General features: G+C 59.3%; 16 protein-coding genes. 10 read left to right on the plus strand and 6 right to left on the minus strand.

Annotation, left to right across the window (positions count from 1 at the left end):
• Positions 1-14 precede the first annotated feature (14 nt).
• The 9 genes from dnaA to GGR28_RS03560 all read left to right on the plus strand — a co-directional run bounded on the left by dnaA (position 15) and on the right by GGR28_RS03560 (position 10,086).
• Positions 15-1,418 carry a chromosomal replication initiator protein DnaA gene (dnaA, locus tag GGR28_RS03520; protein ID WP_183494326.1) on the plus strand — a complete coding sequence of 468 codons (1,404 nt, stop codon included), beginning with the start codon at positions 15-17 and terminating at the stop codon, positions 1,416-1,418.
• A gap of 56 nt (positions 1,419-1,474) precedes the next feature.
• Positions 1,475-1,873 carry a c-type cytochrome gene (locus GGR28_RS03525; protein ID WP_183494327.1) on the plus strand — a complete coding sequence of 133 codons (399 nt, stop codon included), beginning with the start codon at positions 1,475-1,477 and terminating at the stop codon, positions 1,871-1,873.
• A gap of 89 nt (positions 1,874-1,962) precedes the next feature.
• Entirely contained in the window at positions 1,963-4,323 is a 2,361-nt protein-coding gene (locus tag GGR28_RS03530) for a T9SS type B sorting domain-containing protein (RefSeq protein ID WP_183494328.1), read from the plus strand.
• A 9-nt stretch (positions 4,324-4,332) separates the two neighbouring features.
• The gene (locus GGR28_RS03535; RefSeq protein ID WP_183494329.1) at positions 4,333-5,652 is read left to right on the plus strand and encodes a hypothetical protein; all 1,320 of its coding nucleotides are present in this window, start codon (positions 4,333-4,335) and stop codon (positions 5,650-5,652) included.
• A 107-nt stretch (positions 5,653-5,759) separates the two neighbouring features.
• Positions 5,760-6,320: a YceD family protein gene (locus tag GGR28_RS03540; protein ID WP_183494330.1), complete on the plus strand. Its 561-nt coding sequence runs from the start codon at positions 5,760-5,762 to the stop codon at positions 6,318-6,320.
• 21 nt (positions 6,321-6,341) lie between these two features.
• The gene (gene rpmF / locus GGR28_RS19165; RefSeq protein WP_183494331.1) at positions 6,342-6,569 is read left to right on the plus strand and encodes a 50S ribosomal protein L32; all 228 of its coding nucleotides are present in this window, start codon (positions 6,342-6,344) and stop codon (positions 6,567-6,569) included.
• A gap of 101 nt (positions 6,570-6,670) precedes the next feature.
• Positions 6,671-7,057, plus strand: coding sequence for a Rid family detoxifying hydrolase (locus tag GGR28_RS03550; RefSeq protein WP_183494332.1), 387 nt, complete (start codon positions 6,671-6,673; stop codon positions 7,055-7,057).
• 15 nt (positions 7,058-7,072) lie between these two features.
• The gene (locus tag GGR28_RS03555) at positions 7,073-7,933 is read left to right on the plus strand and encodes a homogentisate phytyltransferase (RefSeq protein WP_183494333.1); all 861 of its coding nucleotides are present in this window, start codon (positions 7,073-7,075) and stop codon (positions 7,931-7,933) included.
• A gap of 119 nt (positions 7,934-8,052) precedes the next feature.
• Positions 8,053-10,086: a S9 family peptidase gene (locus tag GGR28_RS03560; protein WP_183494334.1), complete on the plus strand. Its 2,034-nt coding sequence runs from the start codon at positions 8,053-8,055 to the stop codon at positions 10,084-10,086.
• A 72-nt stretch (positions 10,087-10,158) separates the two neighbouring features.
• Here the strand turns inward: GGR28_RS03560 and GGR28_RS03565 are convergent, their stop codons facing one another.
• Positions 10,159-11,352: a hypothetical protein gene (locus GGR28_RS03565; RefSeq protein WP_183494335.1), complete on the minus strand. Its 1,194-nt coding sequence runs from the start codon at positions 11,350-11,352 to the stop codon at positions 10,159-10,161.
• Between the two features lie 78 nt (positions 11,353-11,430).
• The gene (gene ctlX / locus GGR28_RS03570) at positions 11,431-12,354 is read right to left on the minus strand and encodes a citrulline utilization hydrolase CtlX (protein WP_183494336.1); all 924 of its coding nucleotides are present in this window, start codon (positions 12,352-12,354) and stop codon (positions 11,431-11,433) included.
• A 71-nt stretch (positions 12,355-12,425) separates the two neighbouring features.
• Here ctlX and ggt point away from each other — a divergent pair, with 71 nt between their 5' ends.
• Positions 12,426-14,114: a gamma-glutamyltransferase gene (ggt, locus tag GGR28_RS03575; RefSeq protein ID WP_183494337.1), complete on the plus strand. Its 1,689-nt coding sequence runs from the start codon at positions 12,426-12,428 to the stop codon at positions 14,112-14,114.
• Position 14,115: 1 nt separating this feature from the next.
• Here the strand turns inward: ggt and GGR28_RS03580 are convergent, their stop codons facing one another.
• From GGR28_RS03580 to mnmH, 4 genes are all read right to left on the minus strand, one after another.
• Positions 14,116-15,324, minus strand: a complete 1,209-nt coding sequence (locus tag GGR28_RS03580; RefSeq protein ID WP_183494338.1) for a pyridoxal phosphate-dependent aminotransferase — start codon at positions 15,322-15,324, stop codon at positions 14,116-14,118.
• Between the two features lie 120 nt (positions 15,325-15,444).
• Positions 15,445-16,746 carry a TRAP transporter large permease gene (locus tag GGR28_RS03585; protein WP_183494339.1) on the minus strand — a complete coding sequence of 434 codons (1,302 nt, stop codon included), beginning with the start codon at positions 16,744-16,746 and terminating at the stop codon, positions 15,445-15,447.
• Positions 16,743-17,240: a TRAP transporter small permease subunit gene (locus tag GGR28_RS03590; protein WP_319936696.1), complete on the minus strand. Its 498-nt coding sequence runs from the start codon at positions 17,238-17,240 to the stop codon at positions 16,743-16,745. Before GGR28_RS03590 ends, GGR28_RS03585 begins: the two co-directional genes overlap by 4 nt.
• A complete protein-coding gene (gene mnmH / locus GGR28_RS03595) occupies positions 17,237-18,253 on the minus strand; it encodes a tRNA 2-selenouridine(34) synthase MnmH (RefSeq protein ID WP_183494340.1) in 1,017 nt (338 codons plus the stop codon). The genes GGR28_RS03590 and mnmH overlap by 4 nt, the downstream gene beginning before the upstream one ends.
• Positions 18,254-18,298: the final 45 nt, after the last annotated feature.

Consider the following 18,298-nt stretch of genomic DNA (forward strand, 5'->3'; position numbering starts at 1 on the left):
AACTGGGAATACAAATGGATCACGCCACCGTCTGGGAAAAATGCCTGCTCATCATACGCCAAAGCGTTGATCCGCAGAGCTATCAGACGTGGTTTGCCCCCATCAGACCGGTTGCCCTGAACACCAACGAGCTGACCATACAGGTGCCCCACCGGCTCTTCTACGAATTCCTGGAGGAGCACTACATCGACGTACTGAAGCGGGCGCTCAACCACGCCCTCGGCACCGCCGGCCGCCTGCAGTACCGCATCAAACCCGCTAAGCAGGAAGCGGCCGCCTTCGCCGTCGCTGCGGGAAACGAACGCGGCCAACGCGCCCCCACACCCAGTAACCCCTTCGTCATCCCCGGCATGACGCGCCCGCGGATCGAAAGCAACCTCGACGGTAAGTACACCTTCGCCAACTTCATCGAAGGCGACTGCAACAGCCTGGCGCGCAACGCAGCCAAAGCCGTAGCGGACAACCCCTCGAATACGGCCTTCAATCCACTGGTCATTCACGGTCCGGTCGGCCTCGGCAAGACCCACCTGCTCAAAGCGGTCGGCAACCACATTACGGCCAAGTTTCCACAGAAGTCGGTCCTCTACGTCACCACCGACGAGTTCACCAACCAGCTGGTGACGAGCATCGGCAACAACAGCACCAATGACCTGGTCAATTGGTACCAGAACGTCGATGTGCTACTGGTGGACGACATCCAGCAACTGATCAAGCGCAAGAAGACACAGGACGTTTTCTTCAACCTCTTCAACGTACTGCGGCACAACAACAAGGCCATCGTGATGACCTGCGACCGGCCGATCATCGAACTCGACATTGAGGAACGGCTGCGGTCGCGCTTTCAGTGGGGACTGACGGCCGACCTGAGTGCCCCGGCCCTCGAAACCCGCATGGCCATCCTCGCCTCTAAAGCAAGTGCGAATGAGGTGCACATCGCCCCACCGGTGATGGAATTCATCTGCTACCACATCCAGAACAACATTCGGCAACTCGAAGGAGTGCTCAACAACCTGGTACTGCACAGCGGCGTCAACAACGGCAAGGAGATTGATCTCAACCTGGCCAAACAGGTGCTGAAGAACTTTGTCACGGAGATCAATAAGGAGGTAACGCCGGAAGTGATCCAGCGTACCGTGGCGGAGTATTATGACCTGGAGGTGGATAAGTTGTCCAGTTCCACCCGGCGGCGGCACGTCGTTATGGCCCGGCAGATCAGCATGTTCCTCGTGAAACAATTCACCGATCAGAGCCTGAAGGCGATCGGCAGGCTGTTCGGAGGCAGGGACCACAGCACCGTACTCTACTCCATCAAAACCGTGCGCGACCTGATGGAGACCAACGACGAGATCAAAAAGGACCTGGCCGACCTCGAGCGCAAAATTCGAGCGGGCCAGGGCGACGGACCGGGGGAATTGTAGGATTTCCACCGATCGGCAACCATGCTCCCGGCGGATGGTTAGCTTAGAAAAGGGCTATGCGCAAGACCGGTTCGTTCGTTTTTCTGGCGGCACTCCTGATGATTCTGGCCCACGCCTGCGGTAAGACCGAACACCTACAGGGCAAGGCCCTATATACCACCCACTGCAACAACTGTCACCTGGAGGAAGGACAGGGGGTCGGACGCCTCGTCCCTCCGCTGGCGGGGGCGGATTACCTCAGGGACCGGCCGGATGAAGTAGTGCGTGGCATCCGGTCCGGGATGGAAGGTCCGATGGTCGTGAACGGGGTGACGTACGATCACCTCATGCCGGCCAACAAGGAGCTGACCGATTTTCAGATCGTCAACATCATGAATTACATCAATACGGCCTGGGGAAACGACTACGAACTGGTGACCGTGAACGAGGTAAGAAGCTGGTTATCGCCCGAATAGCCGCCAGCCGACCCAGCCGGTCGTTGGGGCCCGATCTACGTTGGTAAAATTCGTACTTTGGCAGCCTACAAACTATCCGGCGCCGCGATATGAATCAACGTCTACTCCTCGCTTTCCTCTTCACTCTGGCCGCTCCGATCCTGTGGGGACAAAGCGATCCGTGCGGACGCGTAACCATCAGCAATCCGGACACGCTCAATATTTGCCTCGGTGACGTTGTCGAATTGCGTCAAACCACTACACTGACCAACCCGAGTTTCCAGTGGAGCCCGACGGAGGGCTTTCTGGACGATCCCTCCGATGCCAGTCCGCGGGTACGCCCCCCGTTCAGCGGCTTCTACCGGGTGACGGCCAGCACGGCGGCGGGCTGCACCGTGAGCGACAGCATTTACATTAACGTAGACCGGTTCGTCGTCCCCACCCTGATCGATCCGGCCACGGTTTGCCAGGGGTACCCCATCAACTTGCTGAGCGACGTGGTCACCGATGTCGGCAACACCAGCTACCGCTTACTGGCGGGGGATGACGTGATTGCCGAAGGTCAGGACCCGAACTTCGTGGTTCAGGTAAGTAAAAAAACGACCTACACCCTTATATCAAGCTCCGACAACGGCAGCTGCGAGGACCGACAGTCGGTCACCCTCGACGTGATTCCCGGCTTTTTTGACATTCCTCAGGACACGGTCTTTGCCTGTTTGGGTGTCGATTCGATCGTCCTGACCGTCATCGATACGCCCAGCATGGAGCGAGTGATCACTTGGTCCCCGAGCCGTTTCAATAGCAGTCCGCCCCTCGGGAACACCTTTACCGTCCGACCGGTAGCCGACATCACCTATTACGCCGAAACCGAAATCAACGGTTGCCGCCGGATCGATTCCGTCGCCGTACGCCTGGATAGTCTGCCGCAAAACCTGAGCATGACCCTGGATCCGGTAAAGGACCCGTACTGCCAGGGGGATACCATCATCGTTCAGTCGCCCGTCTACGATCCGGGAGACTTCCCCCTGATCACCCACAACTGGATCGTAGCTCCGGGACTGGAAAGTCCGAGGGAACTCTACAACGCGGTGTTTACCGCTCAGGATACTGCACTGCTGCAGCGGGTCACTACGAACGGAGCCTGCCTCGATACCACGGAGGTGCAGATCAACGTCGTCGAACCGCCCGTGATCACCTTCGACCCGGTGGACCCCGTCGTGTGTCCCGGTGAGCCGGTGCAAATCACGGCTACCTTCGAGTCGGGCAGCGGTTCGCTCACCTGGATGGACCCGGGCGGCACCCTGAGCTGCACGGAGTGTCTTAACCCCATCGCTACGGTGAATTCCACCACCATGTACACCATCGAAGTCGAGACCGGTGGCTCCGAGTGCAGTTCGGAACTTTCCTACACCGTCAACGTGGAGCAAGTGCTGGAACCTTCGCTTACCCAGGAAACGGTGTTGTGTCCGGGCGATTCGAGGCAGCTCATCACCGGACAGGTGTCCGGTGCATATACTTACCGCATTACCGGAGGTGGAGTCGAGCTTACCGACCCTTCCGCGACGGTTAGTCCCACGGAAACGACCACCTACACGATCGAGAGTACCGGTGATTGCGGTACCGCTACCCAGTCCATCACCCTCATCGTTGCCGACGACTACAGCGTAGACGCCACGGGGCCCTCCACCATCTGCGCGGGCGAACCGCTGGTACTCAATGCAACCCCCACGCCGTCCGAAATCACGGGCACCTTCCTGTGGTTGCTGCCCAACGGTACGAGCCAGTCGGGTCAACAGATTACCGTCGACAATCCTGTATCGGGTACCTACGCGGTGACGTTCACCGATGCCCAGGGCTGCTCGAGCGCGACGGACAGTATTGAGGTCACCGTGTTGGGGCAGAGCGTGATCCCCATCATCACGGCTGAGTTGGCAGATGGAACTACCGTCACATCCGGTGGCTCTCTGTTCTCCGGCAACGACGTGATCCTGCGGGTGACCAACGTCCCGGCGGGGCTTAACTTTACGTACGACTGGACGGGGAATTATTCCCCCGCTTCGGCGCAGGGGCAAGAAATAACGGTGACCGTGCCGCGTACCTCCGGTGATCAACCGCAGCCCCTGAGTTACACCGTCACGCTTACCAGCGACCAGGGCAACTGCACCTTTACCGCGACCATCGTGCTTACCGTAGAGCAATCGCGGGTAGAGGCTCCGGATTTCTTTACGCCCGACAACGACGGCCGCAACGACCGCTTCCGGCTGTTCTTCAACGGTCAGATTACGGATTACACCATGATCGTATACGACCGCTGGGGGCAGAAAGTATTCACCAGCGACGATCCGCTGGAGGGTTGGGACGGCACCAAGGATGGTACGCCCCAGAACGCCGATGTCTACCTTTACGTCGCCAAATTCCGACAGGACGGTGCCGAACTACAGGAGGACGGCCAGGTCACGCTGGTGCGATAAAACTCCCCCATGAAGGATTCGGCGATTGACGATAACAAACCCAAGTGGCTGCGCCGCCTTGAGCGGGAGAGCTGGCAACCCGAACTGATCATCTCCGGTGCGGCCATTTTCGGCAGCCTGCAGCTTCCCGGGTTGATCGAGCAGGCGGAACAGTACTTTCTGCTGAACTACGATCGCGATACCCTCTTCATCAGTTACATTGCGGCCATTTACTGGCGGCTCCTGGCGAGTGGGCTCGTGATGACCTTTATCTTTCACTTCATCGTGCGGGCTCTGTGGATCGGACTGGTGGGATTGAATTCCGTGTTCCCGGGTGGGTTTCGGACCAACGAGCGGTTTAGCCAGCACTACCAGGACAACATGAAGCGGGAGTACGGCGACGTGGACGGACTCATCGGCAAACTCGATCGGTTCGGGAGCGGCATCTTTGGCGTGGCCTTCGCTACCGCCGGAGTGTTCCTGAACTTCGGCGTGATCGGCCTGCTGTTGATCTTCGTGCACAACTGGCTGATCGGGTACGGGTTCAACCCCAGACAGGTATTGACGCTCATCGGAATTTTGTTGCTGCCCATTCTCCTGCTCTCCGTGGTTATGACCATCAGTCATTCAAAACGCCTGCGGGACACGGCCCTGGTGCGCCGCTATCAGTGGCCGATATCCCTGGCGGTTTCGAAATTTACCTATCCCCTGGCGCGCCGGTACATCGTGACGGCAAGCAACCTGGTCACCTCGTACTACGCAGACAGCAAATCTTTCCTGGGCTACTTTTTGGTCGGTATGGCGGGCATCGTGGTGATCGGTATTACAAGTACCCTCAGCAGCTCCAATACCCTATTTTTCGTCGATCCGGTGTACCACCGATTGGCGGCGGATAGTTTGTTGCTGCCTACCTCCAACAGGGGTGCCGAGGCGTACGAGGGAATTTACGTTCGCCCTGTGCTGGATACCGAGCGCTTACCTAGTGCGGACGGGATGTCGGTGTGGATTCCCCTGCCGGAGCGGGAGATGATGTACCTGGAAAAAGATTGCAGTATACCGGAAGTCGACGAAGCGCTTCCCCGGGAGGAACGGAGGTTACTGCGTAGGGAGTGGCTCGTTGCCTGCGCCAGAGAGTACATCAGCATCGACCTGAACGGACGGCCGTACGCTGATTTCCCCCTCGAGCGCCAGTATCTGACCAATGCGGCGGGAGAACAGTACGGAATGCGGGCGTTCCTGGCGGATCCACCCTTACGGAAGGGCAAAAACCTACTGCGCGTGGTTACCCAGTACCCCCACGAAGAAACCGGGGAGCCCCGTACCGCGTATGTGTCCTTTTACCATTATTAGCTGCTGAAACGTTTTGTTTTATCGCGGAGGCCGCCGTACCTTTGCGCCCACTTTGAAACGTCCCTACGGCACCAATGGGTGTTATTCCGGTTCAAAACGATCGTCCTATGTCTACTCCCGCGGCTTTTATCTTACCCCTAAAGGGGCTCGGAAAGGGGTTTTATGAGTACGACCTGGCGGTTGACGATGCTTTCTTTGCTGCTTTCCCCGAGTCGCCCATCGACCGGGCCGCGGTTGACCTGCACCTGATTGTCGATAAGCAGTCGCGGGAAATGGTGATCGATTTTGCCTTCGTCGGTACGATTGCAACGGATTGTGATCGGTGCCTGGCACCAATCGACTTACCCATCCGCGACCGACGGCAGTTGATCGTAAAGTTCACCGCCGAGGCCGAGGAGCAGCGCGATGAGGGAGAGATCGTTTACCTGCATCCGGATACGAATGACTTTAACCTGGCGCCGTTCGTTTACGAAATGGTGGTACTGGCCGTTCCGATGATCCGTACCTACGACTGCCGGGAAGGCGAACCGCCCTACCCCTGTGACGAGGAGATGCTCGACCGGATTGACGCAACGTATGCCACTCCGGACGATGTCCCTACCGCACCGGAAACCGAGGACGCCAAACCTAGCCCCTGGGATGTACTCAAGGACTTGAACAATAACTAAAGCTAAAATTAGACATACGCCATGGCACATCCTAAGTCCCGGATTTCCAAGCAACGCAAACGCAAGCGTCGCACTCACTACAAGGCTACCGCCCCGACGCTGACCACCTGTCAGACCACCGGAGAAGTGCACCAGCCTCACCGGGCCTACAAAGACAGCGACGGTAACCTGTACTACAACGGCAACCTGCTCGTGCAGGCGCCCGAAGTCGTGGAAGAAACGGTTGAAGATACCGACGACGAGGATTAGTCCCCGTCGTTAGGCTTAATCAACGCTTATTAGCCCGCCGGCCCTGCCGGCGGGCTATTTCCGTTTGGTAACTCTCTTCTATCTTGCGGAAAATACTACCCATGCCCAAGCAGATCATTCAGACAGAAAATGCCCCCGCCCCCGTCGGTGCATACAATCAGGCTACCCTGGCCAACGGAACCCTATACGTGAGCGGCCAGATCGCGCTCGACCCCACCAGCGGTGAACTCCTGACCAAAGACATCGAAACGGAAACCCGGCGGGTGATGGACAACCTACAGGCCATCGTAGAAGCCGGCGGCAGCAGCATGTCACAGGTCCTGAAGTGCGAGGTATTCGTGAGTGACATGGAAGACTTTAGTCGCATCAATACGGTATACGCGACGTACTTCGACGAAGCCACCGCTCCGGCCCGTGCCCTGGTCCAGGTTGCCAACCTGCCGAAGTACGTCAACGTCGAGATCAGTTGTATTGCGCTGGTCGACTAACTAATCCCCTGCGCCATGCTCACTTTTTTGCGCTTCGCCCGCGCCCACACCATCGTCGGCACCACGGTTTCCCTGCTGGCGCTGTACCTCATGGCTTGTCGGCACCTACACACCTCCGACTGGAGCATGTTCGGTCTCACCCTGGTCAGCTGCCTGTGCGCGAATGTGTACATCACGGGCTTGAATCAGTTGACCGACGTCGAGATCGACCGCATCAACAAACCGTACCTCCCATTAGCCAGCGGTGCGTACAGCATTACCACCGGATACGGCATTGTGGGCCTATGTCTAGTCCTTTCGTTGCTGACCTGCTTCGTGTATCCGCCCTTCCTGCCGGCTACGGTCATTGCCAGCCTGGTCATCGGCACGGCCTATAGCGTACCGCCGGTCCGCCTCAAGCGATTTCACTTTTGGGCGGCGTTTTGCATCATCGTGGTGCGCGGACTGATCGTAAACCTGCTGCTCTACCTGCACTTTCGCTGGTGGCTGGGCGATAATCCGGTCATCCCCACCACAGTATGGCTATTGACGGCGGCGGTGTTCACCTTCGGGATCGTGATCGCCTGGTTTAAAGATCTTCCCGACACGGAAGGGGACGCGGCGTACGGCATCCGAACTCTCTCGTTGGTAAAAAACCGCAACTGGGTCTACCGCATCGGTGCCCTCTTGCTCCGGGCCACGCTGGTCGGGGTAGCCTACTTCGCCTTCCGGGAGGGATTTACGGGCATCTGGATCGGCCAGCTCGTACTGCTCGGCGCCTTCGAACTGATCGGTCGCCGGCTGGATTTAGACCAGCAGACTTCCATCGCCCGCTTCTACCAGAACATCTGGCTCCTCTTCTTCGCCGAATACGCCATCTTCGCCGCATTCGGCTAGCACAACGCGGTCTCCCGACCGCGAAAGTAAAAAGCTGCCTCCGGCAGCGATGCCCCCCCCGACGAGCAGCTCGCTCCTTTCCATTTACTTTGCACCCGCGTACCCGCCAAACAAAACAAATGACCCCACCTACCCCTAAAAAAATCCGCAAAGAACTCCTCCTCCACGGCGACACCCGCTACGACGATTACTACTGGATGAATCAGCGGGAGGACCCCGAAGTGCTCGCTCACCTCGCCGCCGAGAATGCCTACTTCGAAGCGAAAATGGCTCACCTGAAGGACTTTCGCGAGCAGCTCTTTCAGGAAATCAAGGGCAAAATCAAGGAGGACGACAGCAGCGTTCCCTACACCAACCGGGGATACATCTACCGCACCAGCTACGAAGTGGGCGACCAGTACCCGCGCTACTTCCGCAAGCCAGTCTCCGGAGAGGAGGAGGAGCTGATGTTTAACCTCAACGAGATGGCCGAACCCTACGACTACTACGAGGTGGGGGCAATGGCCGTGAGCGACGACAACCGCTACGTCAGCTACGGCGAAGACACCCTGAGCCGGCGGATCTACACCATCCACATCAAGGACATGCTGACGGGGCGCAACCTGCCCGACCAGATCCCCAATACCACCGCCGGCAGCGTATGGAGCGCGGACGGGCAGTACCTCTTCTACTCCGTCAAGGATGAAGCCCTACGCCCCTACAAAATCATGCGCCACCGGCTCGGGACGGCACCCCAGGATGACGAGGTCGTGTATGAAGAAAAAGACGAAACCTTCCGCGCCTACGTCTACCGCAGCAAGTCACGCAAGTACGTCGTCATCGGCTCCGCACAGACGGTAAGCACCGAGTACCGGCTACTGGAAGCGACGAATCCGCTGGGAGAACCCCGACTTTTTCAGGCGCGGGAGCGAAACCTGGAATACGGCATCGAGCACATCGACGAGCGCTTTTACGTGCTGACCAACTACGGGGCCAAAAACTTTCAGCTGATGGTCACGCCGGAGGACAGTACCAGCAAGGAACACTGGGAAACCGTTATCCCAAACCGACCCGACGTACTGCTCGAAGGCGTCGACTTATTCCGGGACTACCTTGTGCTGAGCGAGCGCGAAAACGGTCTGACGCGGCTACGGGTACGCCCCTTCGACGGGGAGGAGTACTACCTTGATTTCCGCGATGCGGCGTACATGGCGTATACAAGTACCAATCCCGATATGGAGTCGGAAGTACTCCGCTACGGCTACCAGAGTATGACCACCCCGCCGAGCACATTCGACTTCAACATGCGGACCCGCGACCGCACCCTCCTGAAGCAGCAGCCCGTTCTGGGTGATTTCGATCCGAAAAACTACGAGACGGAGCGCGTCTTTTCCGAGTCCCGCGACGGCACCCGGGTGCCACTCAGTATCGTGTACCGAAAGGGTACGCCACGGGACGGAACCGCTCCCCTGCTGCTATATGCTTACGGCAGTTACGGGCACAGCATGGATCCGAGCTTCAGCATCACCCGCCTCAGTCTGCTCGACCGGGGGATGATTTTTGTCATCGCCCACATTCGCGGTGGTGAGGAAATGGGCCGTCACTGGTACGAGGAGGGCAAACTGCTTAATAAAAAGAACACCTTCCACGATTTCATCGACGCCGCCGAGTGGCTCGTGAAGCACGACTATACGCGCACGGATCGCCTGTACGCCATGGGAGGAAGTGCCGGAGGATTGCTGATCGGGGTGGTGGCGAATCTTCGTCCGGACCTGTTTGCGGGACTGGTTTCCCAGGTACCGTTCGTTGACGTGGTCACCACGATGCTCGACGACTCCATTCCCCTCACTACCGGGGAGTACGACGAGTGGGGAAATCCGAACGATGCAGAGTTTTACCACTACATCAAAAGCTACAGCCCGGTAGACCAGGTGGAGGCGAAGGCCTATCCGAAAATGCTCGTCACTACCGGCCTGCACGACAGCCAGGTGCAGTACTGGGAGCCCGCCAAGTGGGTCGCAAAGCTGCGGGAGCTGAAGACCGACGACAACGACATCCTGTTCCACACCAATCTGGAGGCCGGCCACGGCGGTGCGTCGGGCCGCTTCGAACGGATCAGGGAAGTGGCCCGCGACTACGCCTGGGTGCTCGATCAGGCGGGGCTCGCGCAATAAAAAACTCCCGACGCCGGACGGGCCGACGCGGGAGTACTTCAAATACGGGAAATGATTAACGAGTCAGTGGGGTTATATCAGTCGGTGGCTATCGGCCAACCGGTTTTGTAGGTGGGGTTTGAGCACCGCTACCGCATCCAAAATGAGTGATTCGTTGGTCGGAAACTGACGGGGCTGATTGCCGATGCGGCGGCGGCTGTCGCCACTCAGTGCCCGGGGGTCACCGCGGTAGGTGCTGGCGTAGTGCTCGAATACGGCCTCCGCGGAGAGTTCTTCTTCGTCGACCACCCGCTGCCGGCGCAGGTCGTACAGCTGCATGCTGCCGGTGACGAAGGCGGATTTTTGCTGCAGTACCTCTAAAATTTCAGCACGCACGATCACTTTGCGCGGTCGGGTGATGTCGTTGCCCAGGCTGTCCTTGGCGACGTTGCCGCGGGAATCGAGCACGTATTCCTCACCGTCTATAATCTGTTTTTCGTCTACGTAGCTGCGTTCGGAAATGCGTTCCGGGCTGACGGCAATGTCGCGAATGACGATCCTGGCACTGTAGTCGTAGGAGCGATCGTCGCGGCGGTGGAAATCGAATACCCGCCAGCGGTCGTCCATGTTGTCGGTACGCAGGCGCAGCAGTTCGTCTTCGAAACCGCGGGGCAGGTAGCCGCCGCTCTGATTGACCACGTCGACGGTCACGTACACCTTACCCAGCTGCTCGGCCTCCGCCTGTAGCGTGTAGCTGTCGCGGTAGTTGCTGCGGTAGCGGTCGGTGCGCTCGAAGGAGGAATAGGCGGCCCGGGCGGCTGACTTATCTCCCCGACGGCCGGCCTCCAGTTCAGACAGGGCTTGGCGGTAAACCTGGTCCGCGGCCCGATTGGTAGCCTCCGCCAGGGGGCCTTCCACCTTCACGAACCGGAAATTAGCCTTGCGACCGTTCTTGTCGGTGAGCGGAAGCAGCGGCCGTAGCGCATCCTGCCGCTGCTTGAGGTTGTCGTAGATGGCGTGGACGCGTACCCAGTCTACTTCCGGTTTTTTCTTCAAAAATTCAGCGCGGTTAACGTCCTCCTCGTTGGCACGATTCACGGCGGTTTCGAGGGCAGCGACGTACTTCGGGTTCTTTTTTTGCTTTCCCGTCAGCCGGCGCTGGGCGACCGCGATCGTCTTCTCGTAGTTGCCGGATTCCACCAGCGACTGAACGGAGGTACAGGAGGGAACCGCCAGGACAACCAGTCCCAGCAGCAGGAGCAATGGATGGATGGCGGCGCGTTGCATGTCGTTTCGTTTACGACAAAACTAGGCCCGGCCGCCCGGGAAAATCGATACGGAAGGGTTAAAGGAAATTAAGGTGTGTTAACGGGTTTCGAGGTAGATCTCCCCCAGCATACAGCGGGCGCTGCCCCCGCCGTAGCGCTCGATGGTCGACAGGTCGGTGTGTACGATCCGCATGTTTTCCGGCTCCATCAGGGCGTCCCGCTGCGCGTCATCCAGGGAGGTAAAGGCGGCGGTAGACATGATCCAGGCCGGCCCCTCCGTGGTCTTCACTTCCAGTGCGTTACCGGCGAATTGGTCTACCTGCTCCAGGGAAAGTCCTACGATGCGTTTACCCGAAAGCAGCAGGCTCTCGGTCAGCTTACTTTTTTCTTCGGCGTCGGTCACCGCATCCAGACATACGATGACGTGTGTCGTTCCGATCGCCATCATCACGTTGGTGTGGTAGATCACCGCCCCCCGGGCGTCGTAGGCGTGGAAGGTGATGGGCTGGTAATCCATCAGCTCGCACCAGTCGTGGACGGCCTCGCGGGTACACCGCTGCGACAGGCAGGCGTAGGCTACTTTTCGGTCCCGGTCCAGGAGGAGCGACCCCGTGCTTTCGAGAAAACAATCTTCCGCCTCCCATACCGACAGATCGAGGTGGCGATCGACGCGGTAGCGGCTTTTGAGCATCTCGACGACGTCTTCCCGCCGCTCGAGCCTGCGTTGGGGCCAGTAGGTCGGATAAGTGACCAGAGTACCATCGGGGTGGGTCGAAAACCAGTTGTTGGGGAACACCGCGTCGGGCTTCACCGGGCTAGCGGTATCCTCGATGACCGTGACTTCTACACCGGCAGTGCGCAACAGGTCCACGAAGCGGTCGAACTCCTCCACGGCCCGATCGCCGATGGAGCCGAAACTTTCATTTGAAACGACCTCCTGGAAGGAGTTGTCGGCTACGGTCTCACTGGCGCGCGCAAAGTTGGCGGGCCGTACCATGAGCAGGTGGTGGGTGGTTTGCATGTCGTAAGCTGGTTAGGGCACGGCGAAGTTGCGAAGATTTACCCATATTGTCCTACCCAAATGACCAAGCCATGCGTTACTTACCGTTCGCGCTACTCCTTCTATTCCTCGGATGCCGTGAAACGCCGCGGGTAGACTACGAAGCACAGAAATCCGGCACCTTTCCGAAGGCTGCGATCGCCGGTCCCCACCCCCTCGCAACGGAAGCCGGGCTCGACGTGCTGCGGCGGGGAGGAAACGCCATCGATGCGGCGGTGGCCATGCAGTTCGCGATGGCGGTCGTCTACCCCCGCGCCGGAAATATAGGGGGCGGGGGCTTCCTGGTGTACCGTCCGGCAGATGGAGAGGCCATCACCCTTGACTACCGGGAGATCGCGCCCGCCGCAGCCAGCCGGGATATGTACCTCGACGCGGATGGTGAGGTCATCGCCGACCTCAGCACCCGGGGACATCTGGCGGTCGGCGTACCGGGGACGGTTGCGGGGATCGCCTCCATGCACGAACGCTTCGGGAGTCTGCCGTGGGAGGAACTTGTCCAGCCCGCGATCGATTACGCCAGCGAAGGCTACCGCCTCAGCGAGAGTGAAGTGTCGCGCCTGAAGAGCTACCACGCGGACTTTGCCGCCTTCAACGACCAGACCCCCTTCTCCGACAGCACCGTTGTGGCGGGGACGCAGGTGCAACAACCGGATCTGGGAGCAACGCTGATCCGGATCCGCGACCGCGGGCGGGCCGGTTTTTACGAAGGCGAGACAGCGCGGCTCATCGTGGCGGAAATGGAAAGCGGGGGCGGGCTGATCACCGCCGAAGACCTGCGCAGCTACGCGCCTAAGTGGAAAGCACCCATTACCAAAGATTACAAAGGGTACCGCATCATCTCCATGCCGCCGAGCAGCAGTGGCGGGGTTGCGCTGGCACAGATGACCGAGATGCTGGAAAACTATCCGCTGGCCGAATACGGCTTCCATTCTCCGCGTGCCGTGCAGGTGACCGTGGAGGCCATGCGCCGGGCCTACGCCGACCGGGCGGAGTACCTGGGGGATGCGGACTTTTACCCCGTCCCCGTCGATTCGCTGCTCGACGATCACTACCTCCGTGCGCGAATGGCGGATTTTCGAGCGGATACGGCCGGCACCAGTGAGGCCATCCTGGCCGGACCAATGCCCATGAAGGAAACCTACGAAACGACCCACATCAGCATCGTAGACAGTATGGGCAATGCCGTCAGCATCACCACCACCCTGAACGGAAACTTCGGCAGTAAGGTCATGGTCGACGGCGGCGGGTTCTTCCTCAACAACGAGATGGACGACTTCAGCGCCAAGCCCGGCGTACCCAACATGTTCGGACTGGTCGGCAAGGAAGCAAACGCCATCCAGCCGGGTAAGCGCATGCTGTCGAGCATGACGCCGACCATCGTCGAGCAAGACGGCCGCCTCTTTATGGTGCTCGGCGCACCGGGCGGGTCGACCATCATCACGGCAGTACTCCAGACCTTCCTAAACGTCACCGAATACGGCATGGACCTACCGGAGGCCGTTGCGGCTCCCCGCTTCCACCACCAATGGTTGCCCGACGAGATCAAATACGAAGGTGGCGGCCTGGCTAAGGACACGAGAGATAGCCTTGAAGCACTCGGTTACCAATTCCGGGAAGTAGAATCGATGGCCGTGATCAAAGCCATCCTGGTTATGCCGGATGGCACTCTCCGCGTTGCCGCCGACCCCCGCAATCCGGACGACGACGTAGCCGGTTACTAAGTTACTTAAGTGCCCGCAGCGCCTCTCCAATCCGCTCCACGGCCTGCCGCAGCTGGTCCTCACTGGCCGCATAGCTGATCCGCAAACAGGTCGGTGCCCCGAAGGCATCGCCGGTAACGGTCGCCACGTGGGCGGTGAGCAGGAGGTACTCCGCCAGATCGTCGGCGTTGTTAATCTGGGTGTCTCCGGTTGATCTACCGAAAAAGGCACTCACGTCGGGGAAGATGTAAAAAGCTCCCTGGGGGCGGTTCACCTTCAGGCCCTCGATTTTTTCCAGTCCGTCAATGATCAACTCGCGACGGCGGGCGAAGGCTTCCTTCATGGCGACCGTAGGTCCGAGGTCGCTGTTGAGCGCGTGGGCACCGGCGTACTGGGCGATGCTGTTTGCGCCGCTCGTGTTTTGTCCCTGCAGCTTGCTGCAGGCATCGGCCACGTCCTGGGGGGCACCCAGGTAGCCAAGACGCCAGCCGGTCATGGCAAAACCCTTGCTGAATCCGTTGACCGTAATGGTGCGATCCTTCACCTCGGAAAACGTACCGATGCTGGCGTGCTTTCCGGTGAAGTTGATGTGCTCGTAGATCTCATCGGAAACGACGTAGACATCGGGGTAGTCCGCCAGCATCCGGGCGATGGCGGCCAGTTCGTCGTGGGTGTAAACCGAGCCGGTCGGATTACAGGGCGAGGAAAAGAGGATAAATTTAGTCCGTTCGTTGATGGCTTCCGCGATCGCTGCGGGCGTGACTTTGTAGTCGTCCTCGATGCCGGCACCGACGATGACCGCCTTGCCACCGGCAACTTCCACCATGGCGGAGTAGCTCACCCAGAAGGGGGCCAGGATGACTGCCTCGTCGCCTTCGTTCAGCAGGGCGAAGCAGACGTTGGCGATGCTCTGCTTGGCGCCGGTGCTTACGACGATCTGCGACGGCTTGTAGTCCAGGTCGTTCTCCCGCTTGAATTTATCGGAAATGGCCTGCTTGATCTCCGCGGTTCCGGGTACCGGGGTGTACTTGGTCAGACCGAGGTCGAGCGCCTCCTTAGCGGCCTGCTTGATGTGCTCCGGGGTATCGAAATCGGGCTCTCCCAGGCTCAGGCTGATCACGTCGTGGCCCTGCGCCTTCACCTCACGTCCCAACTGGGCCATGCGTAGGGTAGCGGATTCCTCCATAGTGAGGACACGATCGGAAAGGCGGGTAGTAGCAACGGTAGACATGCGGCGATTCTATTTTATGCGGTAAAGATACGAAGGGGCAAAACTCGGCCACCCCTCCATCCGGGAAGACGCGCGCAATTTTTGTGGAAAGTGGAACGGCTAAAGGAGATCAGCGGCAACCTACCCCCTCACCCCCAGCCACTCCGGGAAAAATACCACGACGGCCAGCAGAATCACCTGGATGATCAAAAACGGCACGATCCCCCGGTATAGGTGGGCCGTAGTCACCTCCGGTGGTGCCACTCCCTTAAGGTAAAACAGGGCAAAACCGAAGGGCGGCGACAAAAAGCTTGTCTGTAAATTGATGCCCAGCAGAATGCCCAGCCAGATCAGGTCGGTACCGTACGCAATGAATACCGGCGTGACCACTGGCACTATGATGAATACGATCTCGATAAAGTCGATGAAGAATCCGGCCACGAACACCACCAGCATCACCAGTGCAAGAAATTGGTATTCAGGCAAATCGCTGCGTTCGATCAGGCTCACCAGGAAACGATCTCCCCCCAATTCGCGGAACACAAGGGAAAAGGTGGTAGCCCCCAGCAGGATCATGAACACCATACTCGTCAGGTGAGTGGTATCCCGGCAGACGAGTTTGGTCACTTGCCAAGTCAGCCGACCCTGGGTCGCCGTTAACAGCACTGCACCCGCGGCCCCGACCCCCGCCGCTTCCGTCGGAGACGCAATGCCGGCCAGAATACTCCCGAGCACGGCAACGATCAGCAGCAACGGTAGAAACAAACTCTGTAACGCGCTGATCCACAGCTCACGACCCCACTTCACCGCAGCATTTTCGGGAAGGGGAAACGTCCGGGGCTTCATCCAACCGAGAACCAGGATATAGACGATGTATGCACCCACCAGCAACATACTCGGATACAGCGCGGCGCGAAACAAACTACCCACGCTCACCTGCAGCACACTGCCCAACAGCACCAGTACCACAGAAGGTGGAATGATTTGCCCCAGTGTACCCGAAGCGGCGATCACACCGGTGGAAACCGTCGGTGGGTACCCCTGCCGCAACATCGGTGGCAGGCTGATCAGACCCATCGTGATGACCGTAGCCCCGACAATGCCGGTGGAAGCCGCCAGCAGCGCCCCCACGATGATGACCGATACGGCCATGCCGCCACGCACCCCCCCGAATAGGCTGGCCATGCTCTTCAGCATTCGCTCCGCTAGTCCGCTTTTTTCCAGCATGATGCCCATGAAGACGAACAGGGGTACGGCCAGCAGGACGGAGTTTTCCATCACCCCCATCACCCGGTTGGGCAGCAGGGTAAGCACGGCAGCATCGAGAAAGCAGAAGGCGTAGATCAGGCTGAGGCCGCCCAGCGTGAAGGCCACGGGGTAACCGTAAAGCACCAACAAAAAGATGCTCACGAAGAGGATCAGGGCGAGCACGGCCAGACTCATATTTCCTGAGAATTTCGTACCGCATGCCATCCCGTAGCGATGCCCTGTAGAATGAGCAGTGCGGCGGCAAATGGGACTACGGCCTTGATGGGAAAAAAGTAGGGGATGCCGTTGGGGTTTGGACTTCCTTCTCCCGATATCCAGGCTTCGGCGGCGTAGTGCCAGCTGGTGTAGAGTAACACCGCCGCCCAGGGAAGCAAAAAGATCAGGGTGCCCACGACGTTTACCAGGGCCTTGTCGCGCGGCCGGAAGGATTCGTAAAACAAGTCTACCCGCACGTGGCGGTCCTGCTGCAGGGCATACGGTATCCCGAGCAGGAAGATTAGGGCAAACAGGTGCCACTCGAGTTCGATCACCCAGGCGGAGGTAAGGGAAAAGAACCAACGCAGGAGTACATCGGTCACCACCACCACGATGAGTGCCAGGTTCAGCAGACCGGCGGCGCGCCCGATCCAACTCACGGTTCGTTCGATCTGTCGGATCAGGCGGTTCACGGCAGGGCAAGTAATTGACGTGCGATGGATTCCGCACCGGGGTGTTCGGCTTCCAGACGCTGGAGGTTGGTGGCTCCCTTTTTTTCCCCGTAGTGGGCGTAGGCTTTGTCGTAGTAGACCAGGGCGATCCGGCAGGCCGCCGCAAAGTCACCCCGGTCGAGGGCGTCGAGGGCTACCTGCAGGTGTTGTCCGCCCAGTTTTTTGCGCAAGCGGGAGAAGGCCGCGGCCAGTTCTTCTTTTGGGTAGGGGGCGTAATCGTCGACGAGGTTCGCCACCCGCCACTCCCGGGGCTGCACGATCACCACCGAGGGCGCGGCGATCAACCGGTCGTAAAAAGCGTCTGGCTGACAGACGGTACCGATCATGCGGCTTTCGTCCTCCAGCCACACGAGGCGACCCGGCGGTATGGCCCGCAGGGCGGCAAAGAGGTTGTTCTCGAAGGTTTCGGAGGTGGGTTGGGGGTCCTCGCCCAGGGCACCGAACGACGATCCCTTGTGCCGGGCCAGTCCTTCTAAGTCCACAATATCGGCGCCCATTTCTTGCAGGGCGTGCAGGATGGCCGTCTTTCCCGTACCGGTAGGCCCGCTGATTACGCGCAGTTGGTGGAGGTCCTGCTTCAGCCATTCATGTACGTACGCCCGGCTTGCTTTGTAGCCACCGGTAAGCTGGGCGACCTGGAAATTAGCCTGCTCCAGCAGCCAAGCCACGCTGGCACTTCGCTGTCCTCCCCGCCAGCACTGTACCACTACCCTGCCCCCGGGGGCGTGGCGGCGGGCACTTTCAACCAGGTTACGCATTTTTCCGCCGACGATCTCGAGTCCGCGCAGAAGGGCCTCGTCGGGACTGTGTTGTTTGTACAGCGTTCCCACCTCGGCGCGTTCGTCGTTATCGAAGAGGGGGAGATTTACGGCACCGGGCAGGTGTCCGTGGGCATATTCCCCGGGACTACGGACGTCCAGCAGCACGGCGTGGCCTTCGGCAGCGAAGTATTCCTGGGGAGTGAGTTTGCGCATAACTCCGCCAAAGTAGCACTTGCGGGCGTAGCGTGGAAGTTCGGG

Origin of the sequence: Neolewinella aquimaris (assembly GCF_014197245.1) — a bacterium.
In the GTDB taxonomy this organism is placed as follows: Bacteria; Bacteroidota; Bacteroidia; order Chitinophagales; family Saprospiraceae; genus Neolewinella; species Neolewinella aquimaris.

Bases quoted from the DNA above. Each gene is read 5' to 3' on its own strand.
- GGR28_RS03535 (WP_183494329.1), top strand. From the start codon at position 4,333: ATGAAGGATTCGGCGATTGACGATAACAAACCCAAGTGGCTGCGCCGC.
- GGR28_RS03540 (WP_183494330.1), top strand. From the start codon at position 5,760: ATGTCTACTCCCGCGGCTTTTATCTTACCCCTAAAGGGGCTCGGAAAG.
- dnaA (WP_183494326.1), top strand. From the start codon at position 15: ATGGATCACGCCACCGTCTGGGAAAAATGCCTGCTCATCATACGCCAA.
- GGR28_RS03555 (WP_183494333.1), top strand. From the start codon at position 7,073: ATGCTCACTTTTTTGCGCTTCGCCCGCGCCCACACCATCGTCGGCACC.
- GGR28_RS03550 (WP_183494332.1), top strand. From the start codon at position 6,671: ATGCCCAAGCAGATCATTCAGACAGAAAATGCCCCCGCCCCCGTCGGT.
- GGR28_RS03580 (WP_183494338.1), bottom strand. From the start codon at position 15,324: ATGTCTACCGTTGCTACTACCCGCCTTTCCGATCGTGTCCTCACTATG.
- ggt (WP_183494337.1), top strand. From the start codon at position 12,426: ATGCGTTACTTACCGTTCGCGCTACTCCTTCTATTCCTCGGATGCCGT.
- GGR28_RS03560 (WP_183494334.1), top strand. From the start codon at position 8,053: ATGACCCCACCTACCCCTAAAAAAATCCGCAAAGAACTCCTCCTCCAC.
- GGR28_RS03525 (WP_183494327.1), top strand. From the start codon at position 1,475: ATGCGCAAGACCGGTTCGTTCGTTTTTCTGGCGGCACTCCTGATGATT.
- GGR28_RS03565 (WP_183494335.1), bottom strand. From the start codon at position 11,352: ATGCAACGCGCCGCCATCCATCCATTGCTCCTGCTGCTGGGACTGGTT.
- rpmF (WP_183494331.1), top strand. From the start codon at position 6,342: ATGGCACATCCTAAGTCCCGGATTTCCAAGCAACGCAAACGCAAGCGT.
- GGR28_RS03530 (WP_183494328.1), top strand. From the start codon at position 1,963: ATGAATCAACGTCTACTCCTCGCTTTCCTCTTCACTCTGGCCGCTCCG.
- GGR28_RS03585 (WP_183494339.1), bottom strand. From the start codon at position 16,746: ATGAGTCTGGCCGTGCTCGCCCTGATCCTCTTCGTGAGCATCTTTTTG.
- ctlX (WP_183494336.1), bottom strand. From the start codon at position 12,354: ATGCAAACCACCCACCACCTGCTCATGGTACGGCCCGCCAACTTTGCG.
- mnmH (WP_183494340.1), bottom strand. From the start codon at position 18,253: ATGCGCAAACTCACTCCCCAGGAATACTTCGCTGCCGAAGGCCACGCC.